Origin of the sequence: Vibrio sp. EJY3 (assembly GCF_000241385.1) — a bacterium.
GTDB classification, from domain to species: Bacteria; Pseudomonadota; Gammaproteobacteria; order Enterobacterales; family Vibrionaceae; genus Vibrio; species Vibrio natriegens.
Genome location: NC_016613.1, coordinates 129,726 through 148,679, shown reverse-complemented (window position 1 = coordinate 148,679; position 18,954 = coordinate 129,726). Strand labels below are relative to the sequence as shown.

Below are 18,954 nucleotides of genomic sequence, written 5' to 3'. Positions count from 1 at the left end.
AGTAGACATCCCTTAACCCGAATATTATCCGCTCATTAAGTTATTCATTTCTAGCATTGGCATCAAGGTCGCCATCACTATGAACAGTACAAGGCCAGCCATTAAAGCAATCAATACAGGGGTGAAGATGCCCAATGCGATATTAACGGTTGATTCAAAGTTCTGGTCTTGGTTGTCTGCGGCACGAGTGAGCATGCTTTCCAGCTCGCCACTCTGCTCACCACTGGCGATCATGTGCAACATCATTGGCGGGAACAGGCGAGTCTGATCAAGAGCGCGACGCAAGCTTGACCCTTCACGAACATTGTCCGCAGCCACCAGCACCTGTTGCTTCACGTAGCGGTTCGACATGACGTCCACCGCGACACGCATCCCGTCTAGAATAGGGATGGCGCTGGAAGTACAAATCGAAAGTGTACGAGCGAATCTCGCTGTGTTGATACCTTTAGAAATCTTACCTAACAGAGGCAAGTTAAGAATTTTTTTATCCCAGGCAAGGCGGAAATCCGGCTTTTGCAATGCCAGCTTTAGACCGTAGAAAAACACCACTAAGACAACAAAGATAATCAACCCCCACTCCTGAACAAACTCACTGGCTGCCAGAAGAACTTGGGTTGATTGAGGCAGTTCTTGTCCCATCTGAATAATAGGATCGATGATTTTCGGCACGACTGTCGCCAGCAAGAAAGAGACGATAGCAACCGCAAAGACGACCAAAACCACAGGGTAAATCATAGCTTGCAGCAATTTAGAACGCATTTTTTGACGATTTTCTACGTAATCCGCCAAACGCTCCAATACCGCATCCAAATGTCCCGATTTTTCTCCCGCCGCAACCATCGAGCGAAACAGCTCATCAAACACATGAGGGTAGTCTGCCAGGCTATCAGCCAAGGCATAACCTTCTGTCACTTTAGAGCGAACTGCAGCCATCATGGTTCGAATGCGAGGTTTGTCTGCTTGCTCAGAAACGGCGCGCAAACATTCTTCAAGAGGCATGCCTGACTGAACGAGGGTGGAAAGCTGGCGTGTAATCAACGCTAATTCTGCGGTCTTAATACCACGCTTAAAACTGACTGAGCCTGAAGATTTGGCCGCTTTTGCTTTCGCTTCCATCACTTCAATTGGGATCATGCCCTGCTCTTTCAGGCGTTGGCGGACCTGACGTCCATTATCGCCTTCGATGGTGCCTTTCTTTTGTTTCCCTTTGGCATCCAGCGCTTTGTACTCAAATGCCGCCATTACGCTTCCTTCGTCACTCGCATCACTTCTTCAAGTGACGTAATACCGCGACGTACTTTGCTCAGCCCATCACTGCGGATACAAGGTGTATGCGCACGTACCGATTTCTCGATTTCCAGTTCACCGGCTTCTTTATGAATCAGTTCTTGCACTTCCTCATCGACCAGTACCAACTCATGAATACCAGTACGGCCACGGTAGCCTTTTTGATTACATAGCTCGCAACCCTTAGCACGATGAAGAACTAACGATTCAGATTCACTCATCCCAAACAGCTTTTTCTGCTCACTGTCTGCTTCATAAGGCTGTTTACAATCCGGGCATAGCGTACGTACAAGGCGCTGAGCCAATACGCCTAGCAGCGAAGAAGAAATCAGAAACGGTTCAATACCCATATCACGCAGACGAGTAATGGCACCCACCGCGGTGTTGGTGTGAAGCGTCGACATCACCAAGTGACCAGTCAAAGACGCTTGCACGGCAATTTGTGCGGTCTCTAAGTCACGGATCTCACCGACCATCACCACATCCGGGTCCTGACGCAAAATTGCGCGTAAGCCGCGGGCAAAGGTCATGTCCACTTTAGTATTGACCTGTGTCTGACCAATACCATCGATATCAAATTCGATCGGGTCTTCTACCGTCAGAATGTTACGTTCGTTGCTGTTGATTTCTTGCAAACCAGCGTACAAAGTGGTCGATTTACCAGAGCCCGTCGGACCGGTAACCAAGATAATGCCATGAGGGCGCTGGATGAGATGACGAAAATTGTCATGCACCGAGGTCGTCATACCCAAACTGTGCAGGTCAAGACGCGTGGCATTTTTGTCCAATAGACGCATCACCACACGCTCACCATGTGATGACGGCATGGTCGAAACACGCACATCAACAGCACGACCACCGATACGCAAGGAAATACGTCCATCCTGAGGAACACGTTTTTCTGCAATATCCAGTTTAGCCATGACTTTGACACGGGAAACCAACAGGGGTGATAGCTTGCGACTTGGCGTGAGAACTTCACGCAGTACACCGTCAACGCGGAAACGAATCGAGAGTTTTTTCTCGAACGTTTCGATGTGAATATCTGAGGCTCCTTCTTTGATAGCCTCGCCGAGCATCGCGTTGATTAGCTTGATGATAGGTGCATCGTCTTCGGACTCTAATAAGTCTTCATCATGCGGCAACTCTTCTGCAAGAGAGAAGAAGTCGTCACTGTCTGCACCGATGTCTTCCATCAGCTGACGCGCTTCAGAGGAGTCTCGCTGATACGCTTCAGTCAGCTTCTTATCGAACGTCTCCTGATCGATAGGCTGAGGCACAAAGCTCTGCTTAATCACGCGACGGACTTCAACCAGAGCCGCTGGGTTAAGCGGCTCGACGTAAAACAAAATTGGTGGGCGCTCAGGATGTTCAGTCTCCAGCACCAGTTTAAAGCGATTGGCAAAACTGAATGGCAGACGACGCATGCTTGGCGCAGTGTCTAACATATCTACCATTAGTTCATACTCATCTGATCAAGAAACGCTTGGATCTCAGCAGGATGCTCACGGTCCTTACCAAACTCAGGCATCAGTGGGATCTTGTCATCCGACATCAGCTTCAAACCTTGCTCTGCTTTGTAAAGCTGTTCAGCACGAATAAAGTTGTACTTACGCTGAGTGATGCCATCCGCCGTCATTCCATCACGGATAATCGTTGGTTTGATAAATACCATCAGATTGCGTTTTTGCGTTTCTGTAGTGGTTGATTTGAACAAGTAACCTAAAACGGGAATATCACCCAATAGAGGTACTTTGGCTTCACTTTCCAGTGCCCGCTCATCCACTAAGCCACCCAGCACTAGCATCTGACCATCTTGAACCATAACAGACGTATTTAACTGACGCTTGGCAAAGCGAACGTCCACCGCACCATTAGCACCTAAAACGTTCGATACTTCTTGTTCGATATTCAGTTGAACAGAATCACCTTCGTTAATTTGTGGCACCACTTTCAGTTTGATACCCACTTCTTTACGGTCAACAGTCTGGAATGGGTTGTCGTTGTTTGAGCCAGCAGTCGAGCCAGTAATAACCGGCACTTCTTCACCAACAATAAATGACGCTTCACCGTTATCCATCACCGTAATGCTTGGAGATGACAGGATGTTAGAGTTTGAATCCGTTGCCACTGCGTTAATCAGTGCTGTCCAGTCACCCATCACGATGCTCATAGCCGCGCCGTTTACACCACTTAATGCAGATGCCAATGTTGAGTAATCACCTTCTTCGGTGTACTCACGGGTCTGCCAGCTACTTGAATCGCTATCCCAGTAGCTTTCTGTCTGCGTAGTGTTTTTCGCTTCTTCCAGACCGACCATGACTTCGCCGATTTGCGCGCCAGAACCGTACTGAATAACTGCGCCAGTCTCTAGCGAGCCCCATTGAACGCCAAGGTTAATACCATCACCTTCCGACATTTCAACAATCAGCGCTTCAATCAATACCTGTGCTCGGCGGATATCAAGCTGGGCGATAACATCTTGCAAGGCCATCATGATATCTGGCGGCGCAGTCAATACGAGTGCATTGGTTGCAGGGTGAGCAGCGATAACCACTTCGCCACGCTGCGCGCTTGCTCTTTGGCCTTGACCCGCTTGTTTTTCTGCTTGCAGATTGTCAGAGACACCTTTCAGTACTTCGACTAAATCTTCCGCTTTGGCATTTTTAAGGTAAACTACTCGGTTATTGCCTTTCGTTGCCATCTCGACATCAAGCTGACGGATTAAGCGTTTAAGACGAGCACGTACTTTAGGGTCACCCGAGATAAGGATCGCATTGGTGCGATCATCAGCCACGATTTTAGGCTCTAAGAATTCTGGTGTGCTTTTCTGGTTGGTGCTTTTGTTTAAAGCTTCCACAATACGCACCATCTCTGCTGCAGACGCGTTGCGCAGTTCTACCAGCTCAATTTCTTTGTCACCTGCCTGGTCAACACGTTTAATGATTTCTGCCAAACGATTGACCACCGCCGCACGACCTGTAATCAGAATGATGTTGGCTGGATCATAGTGAACGACGTTACCAGCACCGGCATTGTCGATAAGCTGACGCAACAATGGAGATAATTCACGTACCGATACATTACGCACAGCAACGACTCGGGTGATAACGCTGTCGCCTTGCGCGCTACTATCACCTAAAACGGGGATTGCAGAAGTCTTCGAGTCTTTCGCTTTAATAACTTTCAGTACGCCATTGTCCATTTCTACAACTGCGTAGCCGTACACTTCAAGTACGTTGAGGAAAAAGCTGTAGTATTGCTCTTCATTCAGCACGTCATAACTACGGACGTCGATTTTTCCGCGTACCGATGGATCAACAATGATGGTCTTCTCTAAATTTCGACCAACGATGTTAATGAATTCCTGAATATCAGTGCCTTTAAAGCTGGCACTAAATTCATTTGCTATCGCACCAGGGGCACAGAGTAGGCTCCCTGCCAATAACCAAGCACTTTTGCTTAACCAATGTTTCACGTATTTCTCCCTGCACTTACGCTGATAGCCTAAGTATTACAATTGGATATAGATTTCGTACTGCTGGCCTTCACGCTCAACAGTCAGATTCAGCTCTTGCGGATCGTTCATGATTCGCATCAATTCAGCTGAAGAAGAAGGATCACTCAAGTCGATCCCATTAAGTTGTACTGCAATATCACCAGACTCTAAGCCCACATCATTAAATAATGCAGCGTCCCGACCCGGAGCAACTCGGTAACCCACAATGTCATCACCATTCTTAACTGGTGAAATGCTGATGTATTTGAAAACACTTTTCGGATCTTGAGCAATTTCCTCTCGGATTTGCTCCAATTTGTCACCCGCTACGGATTCTGGTTGTGCTGCCTGCGCACGTCTTAATTGAGGCGATTCAGATAACTTGTTGTATTCAATCCCCTGCATCATCAGGGTTTCGTCACGGCCTTGGTTTTCGATGATCACACGATCCACCAATACGGCTTTCAGTGTCGCACGTGTGCCTTCGATTTCTTCACCGATACCATACGTTGACTGTTTACCTTTATTAGCAATCACCGCTAAGCTGGTTTGCACCTGATTACTGGCCACTGCCCCCACGAGAGTTAAGTTTAGACGAGTTTTAGGTGCATCTTTGACAACTGGTTGTTCGATGATGACAGGTTTTTGTTCAGAGTATTGACCGAATAAGTGAGCATTTTGAAGGGCATTGAAATCAATCGCGTCTTTGTTATTGCCAGCAATAACGTTACCTGCTGAAGGCCGCCATGGGCTGATATCAGCCGTTTGTGGGATCGCTAACCACACTATCTTTCCGAGCAGCCACCCGGCTAGCGCGATAAATAAACAAGTAAACAGCAAACTAAGCTTGGTTTGAATCGCGTAGTTATTGGATTTCATCTGAGCCAGTAGCGGGCTACCAGATAATCCAGCACTCAGCTCTATTCGCTTCACTAAATTGATTCCTTTCTTTCGATGTAGGTCGAACTGGCTATTAAAAAAACATCGACTCTATCTTTCTAAAATGACAGTAAAATTACTAATAAACAAATAGCAGTGAACTATATCACAACAGATATGGCATACCTTTTTCTTCTTCAGTTTTTGCCAACTCCCTTGAAAAAATTAGACCTTGGCTCCATCTGTAGGTGAATAATCCATCACTCACTGCAGTTAATGGCAGTGGTTAGATAGCGTAGTGTTCTATGAGTTCCGTTAATGAAGCCGTTAGGCTAGATAAATGGCTTTGGGCCGCCAGATTTTATAAAACCCGTTCCATCGCTCGTAACATGGTCGATGGCGGTAAAGTCCACTATAATGGCCAACGAAGCAAACCGAGTAAAATCGTTGAAGTGGGCGCCGAAATTAAACTTCGTCAAGGCAATGAAGAGAAAACGGTGATCATTGAGATAATCTCCGATCAGCGTAAGGGCGCACCAATCGCACAGACTCTGTATCGCGAAACTAATGAAAGTATAGCGAAACGTGAGGAACACGCGACACAACGTAAACTTAATGCCCACAACCCAAGTCCGGAACGCCGCCCAGATAAGAAGCAGCGCCGAGACATCATTAAGTTCAAACACCAGTAAAAAGCCGGAATACCAACGAGGAAATCACTCCATGGCAAATAATGTTTTAAACCGCTACCTATTTGAAGACCTTTCAGTTCGTGGCGAGTTGGTACAATTGGACGAAGCGTACCAGCGTATTATCTCCAGCAAGGAATATCCGGCGGCAGTACAAAAACTGTTAGGCGAGCTACTCGTATCAACCACACTTTTAACCGCAACGCTTAAATTCGAAGGCTCAATCACCATTCAGATTCAAGGCGACGGCCCGGTTTCTCTTGCTGTGATCAATGGTGACCACAAACAAAGAATTCGTGGTGTTGCGCGCTGGGAAGGCGATATTGCCGATGACGCGAGCCTTCACGATATGATGGGTAAAGGTCATATGGTGATCACCATCGAACCTAAAGTAGGCGAGCGCTACCAAGGCGTTGTTGGCTTAGAAGGTGACAATCTTGCAGAAGTTCTGGAAGGCTACTTCGCTAACTCTGAGCAGCTAAAAACGCGTCTTTGGATCCGTACTGGTGAATTCGAAGGTCAACCGCATGCTGCAGGTATGCTGATTCAGGTAATGCCGGATGGTACTGGTTCTCCTGATGACTTTGAACATCTGGAGCAACTGACTGACACAGTAAAAGAGGAAGAGCTGTTCGGTTTAGAAGCCAATGAACTACTTTACCGTCTTTACAACCAGGACAAAGTACGTCTTTACGAACCTCAACCAGTTTCATTCCAGTGCGGCTGTTCTCGTGAACGCAGTGGTGCAGCGATCGTCACTGTTGAGAAGGCGGAAATTTATGACATTTTAGCCGAGGTTGGATCAGTTTCGTTACATTGTGATTACTGTGGCACAACATATAGCTTCGATGAAGCTGAGGTTACTGCGCTCTACGAACAAGCTTCAACGGACAAAAAAACGCTGCATTAATTTTCATAGCTTACCAAGCACGTAATTCCCCCTTCAAAAGGCCAGCTCAATGCTGGCCTTTTTGTGACCTAAGCCCCGTAAACCCTAGCTTTTACCGTAATAAAATAACCGCTTAATTTTAAGTAATTAATAATCGTTTTGCCCTAGCGTAAAGGATTGCGCCCACGATAAACTATTCCAACCAATATGTGACGGGTCACCTAAAACCCTAGCAAAATCATGGATAAATTTTGAACTACATCCCTGTTTTCTCCCAGTCCCGTTGCTAGCATGGTGAGCAGATAAAAATTAAAACATTCTTACAAAATCCCTACAAAATCCTTATAAGGAGCACCTATGACCGTTATGGAACATACAAAGGCTGCAACACTTGATCTAACCAGACATGGACTGCACAACGTAAAAGAGGTTCTGCGCAACCCAAGCTACGAAGTGCTGTTTGAAGAAGAAACGCGTGAAGAACTGACCGGTTATGAACGCGGTGTGGTTACTGAATTGGGTGCGGTTGCTGTTGACACAGGCATCTTTACTGGTCGCTCACCAAAAGATAAATACATCGTTAAAGATGCGACGACAGAAGAAAACATGTGGTGGACTTCTGACGCTGTCAAAAATGACAACAAGCCAATCAACCAAGAAGTTTGGAATGAGCTAAAAGAATTAGTGACAAACCAACTTTCTGGCAAACGTCTGTTTGTGATTGACGGTTACTGTGGTGCAAACCCTGATACACGCTTGAGCATTCGTGTTATCACCGAAGTTGCATGGCAAGCGCACTTCGTGAAAAACATGTTCATCCGCCCAACAGAAGAAGAACTGGCAACATTTGAACCAGACTTCGTTGTTATGAACGGCGCGAAATGCACTAACCCGAAATGGGAAGAACAAGGCCTAAACTCTGAAAACTTCACTGTCTTCAACTTGACTGAACGTACTCAGCTTATCGGCGGTACTTGGTACGGTGGTGAGATGAAGAAAGGCATGTTCGCAATGATGAACTACTTCCTTCCTCTGAAAGACATCGCATCGATGCACTGTAGTGCGAACATGGGCGAAGATGGCGATGTTGCAGTCTTCTTCGGCCTATCTGGTACAGGTAAAACAACACTTTCAACAGACCCTAAACGTGCGCTAATTGGTGATGATGAGCACGGTTGGGATGACGACGGCGTATTTAACTTCGAAGGTGGTTGTTACGCGAAGACCATCAAACTATCGAAAGAAGCCGAGCCTGATATCTACAACGCTATCCGCCGCGACGCACTGCTAGAAAACGTAACGGTACGTAACGATGGTTCTATCGACTTTGATGATGGTTCTAAGACTGAGAACACTCGTGTTTCTTACCCGCTTTACCACATTGAAAACATCGTTAAGCCAGTATCGAAAGGCGGTCATGCAAATAAAGTGATCTTCCTGTCTGCTGACGCGTTTGGTGTGCTTCCTCCAGTATCGAAGCTGACACCAGAGCAAACCAAGTACCACTTCCTGTCTGGCTTTACTGCAAAACTAGCCGGCACAGAGCGCGGTATCACTGAGCCGACGCCAACTTTCTCTGCGTGTTTTGGCGCTGCGTTCCTAACGCTTCACCCAACTAAGTACGCAGAAGTACTGGTTAAACGTATGGAAGCAGCAGGTGCAGAAGCTTACCTGGTTAACACTGGCTGGAATGGTAGCGGTAAACGTATCTCAATTCAGGATACACGCGGCATCATTGATGCGATCCTAGATGGCTCAATTGAAGATGCACCAACTAAGCATATCCCAATCTTCAACCTTGAAGTTCCTACTTCACTACCAGGTGTTGATCCAAGCATTCTTGATCCACGTGATACTTACGTTGATCCACTGCAATGGGAAAGCAAAGCGAAAGATCTAGCAGAACGCTTTATCAATAACTTTGATAAATACACAGACAACGCAGAAGGTAAATCTCTGGTTGCTGCTGGTCCACAGCTTGACTAATGTTGTGCGAAAACCCGGTCGAGAGTGACTTGGTTACCAAAATATTCTACAAGCCCCTCTTTTGAGGGGCTTTTTATTGAATCCCACCCAAGATTGATACAAGCTAAAGCAGACTTCCATACTTTACGTAGGTTCTGGCAAGGATGAAAACAGCGCTTCGAATTCTAATTCTGTTACTTGTATTACTGATTGCTATCCCTGCAACCGTTATTGCGCTGCTTACCACTTCCTATGCTAACCAAACCTGGGCTTTTATTTCAGAGCACCTGAACTTGCCTATTCAGGCAGAAAAGGTGTACTACGACTTTCCTTATCACCTCACCGCGCAAGGCATTCGAACGAATAGCGAAGATATATCCAGCATTGAGCAAGTCGATGTATGGCTAAACCCAGATGTGCGCCGCGATGGTAAGTGGATTGTCGATAGCTTACTTATCAACGGTGTGAGCTTAAAACAAGGACTGCCGGATTTCGCCAATCTAGAATCTGTCCAGTTCCACCAAGTTGCGATTAAAAATCTCGATTACGCGAACAAACAGTTAGTGATCAATGGGCTGAATGTTCAAATCCAATCACCAATCTGGCAGAACAACTCGTACGTGCTGCCTTATGGCGAGATTCAGTTGTCTGCTGCGCAAATCTACTGGAATGGCGAAGCTTTCGATAATGTGTTGCTTGATATGGATTATCGACCAGAAAACAGCACTCTCTATGGTACGTCGTTTAAGTGGAGAGACAGTCTGATCTCGGGTCAGGGCGAGCAATACCCTCAAGGCTGGTCTTTGGTCAATGTCACCGTCGACAAGCTGAAAATGAACAATGCCCAGCTGCAATCGCTGCTCGCTAAGCCATGGAATGCCATACCTTTCAAAATTAACCACATTAATAGTCTCGACCTGTTAAACGCTGACATTGAATGGGGAGACTGGCATTGGCAAAACCTAGAACTTTCGCTCGAAGATGCTTCACTTCCGCTATCACTTTGGCAGACACAAGCTCAGATCTCTTTGCAAGCAGACAGCGTTAGCTTTCAGGAACAAACTGCAATAGAGCCACGTTTAAGCGCGGTAATGACGCCTAATCAGATTGAACTGAAAGAACTCTACCTGGACTGGCAACAAGGCCGTGTTCAAATTTCAGGACAGTTCCAACCAACCCAGTGGCAAATAGACAATGCCTCAATTTATGGCTTGAAATGGGCAATGAAGCCTGACGAAAGTTCAGACTGGTGGCAAGCGGCGACAAAAGCACTAAACGAAGTGACGATAAATCAGCTCGACATTGAGCACAGCCAAATCATACAAATATCACAACAGCCCTATTGGCAGGTTTCAGGCCTGAATTTGGAGGGTCGTCAACTTGCCCTCAAACGCCTAGGAAATCACTGGGCAGTGTGGAATGGTAATCTGGATGTTAGCGTCGTCAACGCCAGCTATGATCAGGTGATTGCCTCTCACGCCGCACTTTCAACTCAAAGTGACAATGGTCTTTGGCAATTGACTCGTCTATTTGCGCCATTAGAGCAAGGCTATATCGAAGGTTACGGGCAGATTGATGTCAGCACCACCAGCCAACCATGGACGCTGAACATCAATGCAGATGGCATTCCTCTGCGCCTCTTTCACTCATACTTACCTAAAGTATTAACCGTAGAAGGCTTGTCCGATCTGAATCTTGATCTCCAAGGCCTGGCTGGCGATCGCAATATGCTGGCGTACAGCTTAACCGGCGATATCGAAGCCAACTTCCGTGACACGATGTTGCTTTCTCAAGCCGATCAGTCACTGAAGTCGATCACATTCTCTCCTGTCCGTCTGCAAGCGCGACGTGGTGAGGTTTCAATCCAACCCATCACCATTTCGGGAAGCGACATTAAAGGCAAAATCACTGGTGCGTTTGATCTGGCTAACAACCCACTAAGTGGGCTTGAGTATCAGCTAGAAGAGCAGTGTGGCGTCATTAGCGGCGATATTTTCAGCCATGAGCCGACGAAAAATGACTGTATCAAGCCCGCAGAGAGCGAAGGACTGGAATCAACAAAAGAGACTCAGCAACCAGAGTTAACGGCAGAAAAAGCGCAACCCACAGCTCCTATCGCGGAAATCAATATAGAGCTGCAGGAAGAAGAGTTGGTTGAAGAGATAGTGGAAGAAGATGAACCAACAATAAATGCTGCTGCCGACGAAGCGCTAACAGCTAAGTAATTGCGAATAATTAGGGATTAGCATGTAAGTCCCGACAAAATCGACTGCTGGCGTGTCACCACTATAAATCACCACATGAATCACGATGCGCGCTTTACGGCCCGACTTCAGTCGATCTAAGTCACCACTGATGCCATCAAGTGATGTACTGGCGACAGGGTTTTGCTCAACGGGTTGGCGATAACGAATGGAACTGTCCGCGAGAACAATATCACCGTGCAAGCCACGCTCTTTAAGTAGTAACCAGGTCATTCCCCACCCAGTCAATGTCGCCAAGGTAAAAGCAGAGCCAGCAAACATCGTATTGTGAGGGTTCAGGTTAGGGTTTAGCTGGGCGCAACATTCAAATTGATAGCCCGTGTATTGATTAATCTTAATCCCCATTTTGTCACTGATCGGGATTTGCTCTTCCCATCGCTTCTGAAGCTCCGTACACCACTCAGGGCGGCGAAGAACATTAGCCATCGGGTCTAAGGGCTTAACCATTTGTTGGTGACGGACCGGGCCACGTTCATCAGTCAGCTCACCACGGCGCTCAAAACCACTTTTCTCATAGAACGCAATCGCATCTTCACGGGCATTACATACCAAACGTTTCGCACCTTCCTGGCGCGCAAGTGACTCAAGTGCCACCAACACTAATGAACCCATGCCTTTGCCACGACGATTACTTTTTACCGCCATGTAACGAATCTGACCGTCATTGTCTGGCGTAATATAAAGACGTCCAATCGCCATCGGACGGCCACGACCATCCACAATCATTCGGTGGTGACTCATACCATCGTATTCATCACGTTCCGACCCGATCGGCATTCGCCACGGCTCACGTAACATCTGCCAGCGGAACTGATAATACTTGTTAAGCTGGTTTTCGGTTTTTGGAGTAATGAGTTTGAACATATCAATCCTTTGAAAGTACAAAACAAATAAATGTCAAAGAAACAAGGCTAAGCTATTTCCCTGCACTTGGAGTTAAAGCTTAGCCTATGAAGATTGCGTTACCAGATTAGACCTGTAGCCAGAAAGTCACTGGGCCGTCATTAATTAATGACACTTTCATATCAGCAGCGAAACGGCCACGCTGGGTAGGTAGCACCTGTTCGCATAAGTCAGAAAAGTAATCATACAGACGTTCTGCATCGGCAGGGTGAGCACCGCGCGAAAAGCCGGCGCGAGTCCCTTTTTTAGTATCGGCTGGCAGAGTGAACTGAGAAACGACTAACACCTTGCCTTCCACCTGCTTGACGTTGAGGTTCATTTTACCGTCCTCATCTTCAAACACACGGTAAGTGGTCACACGCTCCATCAAACGCTTGGCTTTAGCTTCATCGTCGTCCTTCTCTACGCCAAGCAGAACAAGAAGACCCTGATCGATTTCACCAACTACTTCACCGTCAACACGGACGGCTGCTTCACTGACCCTTTGAATTAGAGCTATCACTACGCTCGTTTCCTTTATTTGCTAACTGAGATTCTGCGACCGAGTGTATCATGTCTAGGTCTTCACTCCAGTGCTCTCGTTCACCCATCGCCGCCGTCACTTCCGCTCCTAACAGCACAATCATCCAGCACAAGTACACCCAAACAAACAAGATAGGAATCGCGGCCAGAGCGCCATAGATAAGCTGGTACGACGGGAACTGAGTAATATACAAAGCGAAGCCTTTTTTACTCAATTCAAATAATACCGCAGCCAGAGCGGCCCCCACAGCCCCATGGCTCAGGTATACTTTTTTATTTGGCACTAAGATGTACAGGCCTAAAAAAGCAAAGAAAGACAATAACAAAGGCAACCAACGCAAAAACAGGTTAAACGCACCCGATAAGGTTTCGTGCTCCAGGATCTGAAGTGATGTCACATAAGACGTGGCGGCAATACTGGCGCCGACCATAATTGGCCCGAGCGTTAATACCATCCAGTACATTGAGAAGGAAAACACAAAGCGACGTTTATCCTTTACTCGCCATATGTAGTTTAGGTTCTTATCAATATTAGAGATCAGCATCAGTGCCGCGACAAATAAAAATCCACCGCCAACCGCACTCATTTTTCCGGTATTGGACACAAACTCTTGCAGAGCCGTATTTACCGCCTCTCCAGACGCGGGCACAAAATTCTCGATGAGATACCCTTGCAACACCTCTCCAACATTCGCAAACACCGGAAATTTCGATAAGATTGACAACAATACCGTTAGCATCGGCACGATGGACAACAGGGTGATATAGGCAAGGTAGCCAGCGTTCACATTCATGCGATCGTGCGTCAAACGCTTAAGAAGATACTTAAAGAAAGCGACGCAACTTGGCAATAGATTGCTCAATCTCGCCTTGTAACTCTCTGATAACTGGTTCATAGTTCATCTCATAATTAGCATCTGGGACATAAAAAATGCCTTATTTATTAGCAATTGTACTATCAATTTTTACTTTAACAGGGTGTCAGTCTGCATATTATTCAGCAATGGAACAAGTGGGATACCATAAACGCGACATCATGGTCGATCGTGTTGAAGACGCCAAAGAATCTCAACAAGACGCTCAAGAAGAATTCACCAGTGCGCTTGAGGCTCTATCCGCTCTGACCAACTTTGATGGTGGTGAGCTGGAAGACGTTTACAACAACATAAACGACAAATATGAAGACAGTGAGAAAGCGGCGCAAGATGTCCGCGATCGTATCGCTGCTATCGAAGATGTATCAGATGCACTCTTTGATGAATGGCAGGACGAACTCAACCTGTACACCAGTGCAAAACTGCGTCGTTCAAGTGAACAGAAATTGCGTGATACCAAGGCGTCTTACAAAACCATGCTCAGCGCGATGAAGCGAGCTGAACAAAAGATGACGCCAGTTCTTAATACATTACGCGACAACACCTTGTATTTAAAACATAACTTAAATGCGAGCGCAATTGGCTCTCTACGAGGTGAATTCTCGAATCTAGAGCAAGACATTCAATATGCCATCAAACAGATGAATGCAGCGATAGCAGAATCAGACAAGTTCCTGCAAAAGCTAAACCAAAAATAACCTACCCGAATTTAACACCTCTCTACGTGGAGAGGTGTTCGCTTTCTTCCTGGCTGACTAAACCGGCCACACTTTGAACAAACCTTACCCTCTCATCTACCGTTCCCCATGGCACTTCAATCACCTGATAACCAAGCTCAGCGTAGGTAGCAACTAGGATTTGATGGATAGCCAGTGCCTCTTCAAAACTGTGGGGACGCACTTCATCTTGCACATAAATAGAGGCTTCAGGTCGACAAGTCAGTACCTGACTATGGTACCCAGCACTTTCTGTCACAAAGTTTAAGTCTACATCACAATCGCCAACTCGCAGGTAAGCAATGATGTCTGGAATCGCGCGATCAACAAACGCCACTTCGTGACTCTGCGCCTGCTGCTTCTGCTCACTCATGAGCTCAAGGCACAATCTGGCAAACTCAGGTAAGTTGTTCCAAGGTAAGATACCGCCTTCCAACTGGCTTTGTTGCTCTATTATGGTGCGAGAGCTTTCAGCGAAAGTTGCAAAGCCCTGCTCACCCAAAGCGTTCAATAACGTCGTTTTGCCAGCGCCTGGACCACCCGTAATCACAATCGGTTTCATCAAAGTTTTTCCTTTCCCTGAATACAAAAAGCCCCGAGCATAACTCGGGGCTTCTTATTAACTTAAACGTTACAGCAGATTATTTCGCTGAACGTGAAGCACGCTTACGATCGCTTTCCGTTAGGAACTTCTTACGGATACGGATGCTTTCAGGCGTTACTTCTACTAGTTCGTCATCATCGATGAATTCTAGTGCTTGCTCAAGAGTCATCTTGATTGGCGGAGTAAGAACCTGTGCGTCATCAGTACCAGAAGCACGAACGTTAGTTAGCTGCTTACCTTTCAGTGCGTTTACTGTAAGGTCATTGTCGCGGCTGTGAATACCGATAACCATGCCTTCGTAAACTTCTACACCGTGACCGATGAATAGGCGACCACGCTCTTGAAGGTTAAACAGTGCGTTTGTTAGCGCTTTACCCATCGCGTTCGCGATTAGTACACCATTCACACGTTGACCAATGTTACCGCCTTTGTGAGGGCCGTAGTGATCAAATGTATGGTAAAGAAGACCAGAACCTGAAGTCAGCGTCATGAACTCAGTTTGGAAACCGATCAGACCACGAGATGGCATAACGAAGTCCATACGTACACGGCCTTTACCATCTGGAGACATGTCTTTCAGCTCACCTTTACGTAGGCCGATGTTCTCCATGATGCCGCCTTGGTGCTCTTCCATTACGTCGATAGTTACCGTTTCGAACGGTTCCATCAACTGACCATCTTCTTCTTTGATGATTACTTCTGGACGAGATACCGCTAGCTCAAAGCCTTCACGACGCATGTTTTCGATCAGGATAGACAGGTGAAGTTCACCACGGCCTGATACGCGGAATTTATCTGGATCGTCAGTTTGCTCTACGCGTAGTGCAACGTTGTGTACCAGTTCCTTCTCTAGACGCTCAAGGATGTTACGTGAAGTTACGAACTTACCTTCTTTACCCGCGAATGGAGACGTGTTTACCTGGAACGTCATCGTTACTGTTGGTTCATCAACAGAAAGTGCAGGTAGCGCTTCTACCGCGTTTTGAGCACAGATAGTGTCAGAGATTTTTAGCTCGCCAAGACCAGTGATTGCAATGATATCACCCGCGTTAGCTTGATCAATGTCGTGACGCTCTAGGCCAAGGTAGCCCATTACTGTGCCAACTTTGCCGTTACGAGTTTTACCGTCTGCACCGATAACTGTTACTTGTTGGTTTGGCTTAACGCTACCACGAGTTACACGAGCAACACCGATAACGCCAACGTAAGAGCTGTAGTCAAGCTGAGAAACTTGCATCTGTAGTGGACCGTCTAGGTCAACATTTGGCGCGTCAACAACATCAACGATAGTTTGGAATAGTGGTTCCATGTTCTCGCCAGTTTCGCCTTCTTCTAGAGAAGCCCAACCGTTAAGTGCTGATGCGTAAACCACTTTAAAGTCTAGCTGGTCATCAGTTGCGCCTAGGTTGTCGAATAGGTCGAACACTTGGTCCATAACCCAGTCAGGACGCGCACCAGGACGGTCAATCTTGTTGATTACAACGATTGGCTTAAGACCATGAGCAAACGCTTTTTGCGTTACGAAACGAGTTTGCGGCATTGGACCGTCAACTGCGTCAACGATAAGTAGTACAGAGTCTACCATCGACATGATACGTTCTACTTCACCACCGAAGTCCGCGTGTCCCGGAGTATCTACGATGTTGATACGGTAATCGTTCCAGTTAATTGCTGTGTTTTTAGCAAGAATGGTAATACCGCGCTCTTTCTCGATGTCGTTCGAGTCCATGACTCGCTCTTCAGCTTCACCGCGAGACTCAAGCGTGCCTGATTGTTGTAGCAGCTTGTCAACCAGCGTTGTTTTACCGTGGTCAACGTGCGCGATAATCGCGATATTTCTTAATTTATCAATCTGTGGAGTAGCCATGGATATTGATTCACTTAGATAGATGAAATGCCACCACGCTAAGAACGGGTGCTCTCTGGCGACATTTGCTGATTAAAAAAACGGCCATAATGTACCAGATTTTAGCAAAAAGCCTAGAAATATGTGATCTACTCCCGAGCATTTCTGCGATTTATACGCTTAATGCACGCTTTCGTCTTCTAAGCGGTGCCGTGAAGTGAACTTTCTTTACTTCAACGTTCAATACAAATTGACTATTGCTTAAAAAATGGGCTGAATAAGCTATGTGGCTGTCACATCGTGGTGCAATAAAAATAAATTGCACCACTAAGGTGCAGATAAGGATCATTATGGTGCAATGATTTGCACCAAACTAGTATCCGAAAACACAATCCATTGAAATTAATGGAATATTTTTTTTGGCACGGTTCTAGCTTTAGAAAAAACAGCATCGGTTAATGAAAGTTTAGTTTGATTAATCAATGCCGAATTTCACATTTAAAGAATAGTTCCTAAATCGAGCTTTTACCGCTTATTTAACACTGGAGGTTATCCAAGATGTCAGTAGAAAACGTTCTATCGCTGATCCAAGAAAACGAAGTTAAGTTTGTTGACCTACGCTTCACAGATACAAAAGGTAAAGAGCAGCACATTTCGATTCCTGCTCACCAAATCGACGCAGACTTCTTCGAAGAAGGTAAAATGTTCGATGGTTCATCAGTTGCTGGCTGGAAAGGTATCAACGAGTCAGACATGGTAATGATGCCAGACGCTGCCTCTGCAGTTCTTGACCCATTTACTGAAGATGCAACGCTAAACATTCGTTGTGACATCCTAGAGCCTGCAACTATGCAAGGTTACGACCGTGACCCACGCTCTATCGCAAAACGCGCTGAAGATTACATGCGTGCAACTGGTATCGCAGACACAGTTCTTGTTGGTCCAGAGCCAGAGTTCTTCCTATTTGACGACGTTAAATACTCGAACGACATGTCAGGTTCTTTCTTCAAGATTGACGACGTAGAAGCAGCGTGGAACACAGGTTCTGAAATCGAAGGCGGTAACAAAGGTCACCGTCCTGGCGTTAAAGGCGGTTACTTCCCAGTAGCTCCAGTTGACTCATCTCAAGACATCCGTTCTGCAATGTGTCTAATCATGGAAGAAATGGGTCTAGTTGTTGAAGCGCACCACCACGAAGTTGCAACTGCTGGTCAGAACGAAATCGCGACTCGTTTCAACACGCTAACAACTAAAGCTGACGAAATCCAAATCTACAAGTACGTTGTTCACAACGTTGCTCACGCATTTGGCAAAACAGCGACATTCATGCCTAAACCACTAGTTGGTGACAACGGTTCTGGTATGCACGTTCACCAATCTCTAGCGAAAGACGGTGTAAACCTATTCGCTGGTGACAAGTACGGCGGCCTATCTGAAACTGCACTTTACTACATCGGCGGTATCATCAAGCACGCTCGCGCAATCAACGCATTTGCTAACCCATCAACTAACTCGTACAAGCGTCTTGTACCAGGCTTCGAAGCACCAGTTATGCTTGCTTACTCTGCACGTAACCGTTCTGCTTCTATCCGTATCCCAGTGGTACCAAGCCCGAAAGCGCGTCGTATCGAAGCTCGCTTCCCAGATCCAGCAGCGAACCCATACCTAGCGTTTGCTTCTCTACTAATGGCTGGTCTTGACGGTATCAAGAACAAGATCCACCCAGGCGAAGCGATGGATAAAGACCTTTACGATCTTCCAGCAGAAGAAGCGGCTGAGATTCCAAAAGTTGCTGAGTCTCTAGAAGTAGCGCTTAATGCACTAAACGAAGATCGTGAGTTCCTAACAGCTGGCGGCGTATTCTCTGATGACTTTATCGATTCTTACATCGCACTTAAGTCAAAAGACGTTGAGCGCATCAACATGGCGACTCACCCACTTGAATTCGAACTTTACTACTCTGTATAAGGTTCAGGTTCAGGTTCAGACTGTGTAACATGTAAACACAGTAGCAAA

At 46.5% G+C, this 18,954-nt stretch carries 15 protein-coding genes; 6 read left to right on the top strand and 9 right to left on the bottom strand.

The window, feature by feature from the left end:
• Positions 1 to 24: 24 nt before the first annotated feature.
• From gspF to gspC, 4 genes are read right to left on the bottom strand one after another with little or no spacing between them, the layout of a single operon-like run.
• The gene (gspF, locus tag VEJY3_RS00665; protein WP_014230535.1) at positions 25 to 1,242 is read right to left on the bottom strand and encodes a type II secretion system inner membrane protein GspF; all 1,218 of its coding nucleotides are present in this window, start codon (positions 1,240 to 1,242) and stop codon (positions 25 to 27) included.
• Positions 1,242 to 2,744 (bottom strand): type II secretion system ATPase GspE, encoded by a 1,503-nt coding sequence (gene gspE, locus VEJY3_RS00660; RefSeq protein WP_014230534.1) that lies wholly within the window; start codon positions 2,742 to 2,744, stop codon positions 1,242 to 1,244. The genes gspF and gspE overlap by 1 nt, the downstream gene beginning before the upstream one ends.
• Positions 2,744 to 4,765 (bottom strand): type II secretion system secretin GspD, encoded by a 2,022-nt coding sequence (gene gspD, locus VEJY3_RS00655; RefSeq protein ID WP_014230533.1) that lies wholly within the window; start codon positions 4,763 to 4,765, stop codon positions 2,744 to 2,746. The genes gspE and gspD overlap by 1 nt, the downstream gene beginning before the upstream one ends.
• Positions 4,766 to 4,801: 36 nt before the next feature.
• Positions 4,802 to 5,719, bottom strand: coding sequence for a type II secretion system protein GspC (gene gspC / locus VEJY3_RS00650; protein ID WP_014230532.1), 918 nt, complete (start codon positions 5,717 to 5,719; stop codon positions 4,802 to 4,804).
• Positions 5,720 to 5,970: 251 nt separating this feature from the next.
• On the opposite strand from gspC, the gene hslR reads away from it, so the two are divergent.
• The 4 genes from hslR to VEJY3_RS00630 all read left to right on the top strand — a co-directional run bounded on the left by hslR (position 5,971) and on the right by VEJY3_RS00630 (position 11,433).
• On the top strand, positions 5,971 to 6,357 hold the full coding sequence (gene hslR, locus VEJY3_RS00645) for a ribosome-associated heat shock protein Hsp15 (protein ID WP_014230531.1): 387 nt from the start codon (positions 5,971 to 5,973) through the stop codon (positions 6,355 to 6,357).
• A gap of 31 nt (positions 6,358 to 6,388) precedes the next feature.
• Positions 6,389 to 7,264: an Hsp33 family molecular chaperone HslO gene (gene hslO / locus VEJY3_RS00640; RefSeq protein WP_014230530.1), complete on the top strand. Its 876-nt coding sequence runs from the start codon at positions 6,389 to 6,391 to the stop codon at positions 7,262 to 7,264.
• 336 nt (positions 7,265 to 7,600) lie between these two features.
• On the top strand, positions 7,601 to 9,229 hold the full coding sequence (gene pckA, locus VEJY3_RS00635; protein WP_014230529.1) for a phosphoenolpyruvate carboxykinase (ATP): 1,629 nt from the start codon (positions 7,601 to 7,603) through the stop codon (positions 9,227 to 9,229).
• 143 nt (positions 9,230 to 9,372) lie between these two features.
• A complete protein-coding gene (locus tag VEJY3_RS00630) occupies positions 9,373 to 11,433 on the top strand; it encodes an AsmA family protein (RefSeq protein WP_014230528.1) in 2,061 nt (686 codons plus the stop codon).
• Here the strand turns inward: VEJY3_RS00630 and VEJY3_RS00625 are convergent.
• From VEJY3_RS00625 to VEJY3_RS00615, 3 genes are all read right to left on the bottom strand, one after another.
• Positions 11,419 to 12,336: a bifunctional GNAT family N-acetyltransferase/hotdog fold thioesterase gene (locus VEJY3_RS00625; protein ID WP_014230527.1), complete on the bottom strand. Its 918-nt coding sequence runs from the start codon at positions 12,334 to 12,336 to the stop codon at positions 11,419 to 11,421. The two genes, VEJY3_RS00630 and VEJY3_RS00625, sit on opposite strands and share 15 nt — an antisense overlap.
• Before the next feature lie 106 nt (positions 12,337 to 12,442).
• On the bottom strand, positions 12,443 to 12,877 hold the full coding sequence (dtd, locus tag VEJY3_RS00620; protein WP_014230526.1) for a D-aminoacyl-tRNA deacylase: 435 nt from the start codon (positions 12,875 to 12,877) through the stop codon (positions 12,443 to 12,445).
• Positions 12,849 to 13,793, bottom strand: a complete 945-nt coding sequence (locus tag VEJY3_RS00615) for a virulence factor BrkB family protein (RefSeq protein ID WP_014230525.1) — start codon at positions 13,791 to 13,793, stop codon at positions 12,849 to 12,851. The genes dtd and VEJY3_RS00615 overlap by 29 nt, the downstream gene beginning before the upstream one ends.
• A 35-nt stretch (positions 13,794 to 13,828) precedes the next feature.
• Here VEJY3_RS00615 and VEJY3_RS00610 point away from each other — a divergent pair, with 35 nt between their 5' ends.
• Positions 13,829 to 14,470 (top strand): DUF2959 domain-containing protein, encoded by a 642-nt coding sequence (locus VEJY3_RS00610; protein WP_014230524.1) that lies wholly within the window; start codon positions 13,829 to 13,831, stop codon positions 14,468 to 14,470.
• Positions 14,471 to 14,492: 22 nt separating this feature from the next.
• On the opposite strand, the gene VEJY3_RS00605 is transcribed toward VEJY3_RS00610, so the two are convergent.
• Together VEJY3_RS00605 and typA are read right to left on the bottom strand one after the other, a co-directional pair.
• Entirely contained in the window at positions 14,493 to 15,050 is a 558-nt protein-coding gene (locus VEJY3_RS00605; RefSeq protein ID WP_014230523.1) for an AAA family ATPase, read from the bottom strand.
• 79 nt (positions 15,051 to 15,129) lie between these two features.
• The gene (typA, locus tag VEJY3_RS00600) at positions 15,130 to 16,959 is read right to left on the bottom strand and encodes a translational GTPase TypA (protein ID WP_014230522.1); all 1,830 of its coding nucleotides are present in this window, start codon (positions 16,957 to 16,959) and stop codon (positions 15,130 to 15,132) included.
• A 537-nt stretch (positions 16,960 to 17,496) separates the two neighbouring features.
• Between typA and glnA the strand changes: the two genes are divergently transcribed.
• Positions 17,497 to 18,906: a glutamate--ammonia ligase gene (gene glnA / locus VEJY3_RS00595; RefSeq protein ID WP_014230521.1), complete on the top strand. Its 1,410-nt coding sequence runs from the start codon at positions 17,497 to 17,499 to the stop codon at positions 18,904 to 18,906.
• Positions 18,907 to 18,954 lie beyond the last annotated feature (48 nt).

Excerpts from the sequence above, each read along its gene's own strand:
- VEJY3_RS00630 (WP_014230528.1), top strand. The coding sequence starts at position 9,373 with ATGAAAACAGCGCTTCGAATTCTAATTCTGTTACTTGTATTACTGATT.
- VEJY3_RS00610 (WP_014230524.1), top strand. The coding sequence starts at position 13,829 with ATGCCTTATTTATTAGCAATTGTACTATCAATTTTTACTTTAACAGGG.
- VEJY3_RS00625 (WP_014230527.1), bottom strand. The coding sequence starts at position 12,336 with ATGTTCAAACTCATTACTCCAAAAACCGAAAACCAGCTTAACAAGTAT.
- VEJY3_RS00605 (WP_014230523.1), bottom strand. The coding sequence starts at position 15,050 with ATGAAACCGATTGTGATTACGGGTGGTCCAGGCGCTGGCAAAACGACG.
- hslO (WP_014230530.1), top strand. The coding sequence starts at position 6,389 with ATGGCAAATAATGTTTTAAACCGCTACCTATTTGAAGACCTTTCAGTT.
- VEJY3_RS00615 (WP_014230525.1), bottom strand. The coding sequence starts at position 13,793 with ATGAACCAGTTATCAGAGAGTTACAAGGCGAGATTGAGCAATCTATTG.
- gspE (WP_014230534.1), bottom strand. The coding sequence starts at position 2,744 with ATGGTAGATATGTTAGACACTGCGCCAAGCATGCGTCGTCTGCCATTC.
- hslR (WP_014230531.1), top strand. The coding sequence starts at position 5,971 with ATGAGTTCCGTTAATGAAGCCGTTAGGCTAGATAAATGGCTTTGGGCC.
- glnA (WP_014230521.1), top strand. The coding sequence starts at position 17,497 with ATGTCAGTAGAAAACGTTCTATCGCTGATCCAAGAAAACGAAGTTAAG.
- gspF (WP_014230535.1), bottom strand. The coding sequence starts at position 1,242 with ATGGCGGCATTTGAGTACAAAGCGCTGGATGCCAAAGGGAAACAAAAG.
- pckA (WP_014230529.1), top strand. The coding sequence starts at position 7,601 with ATGACCGTTATGGAACATACAAAGGCTGCAACACTTGATCTAACCAGA.
- typA (WP_014230522.1), bottom strand. The coding sequence starts at position 16,959 with ATGGCTACTCCACAGATTGATAAATTAAGAAATATCGCGATTATCGCG.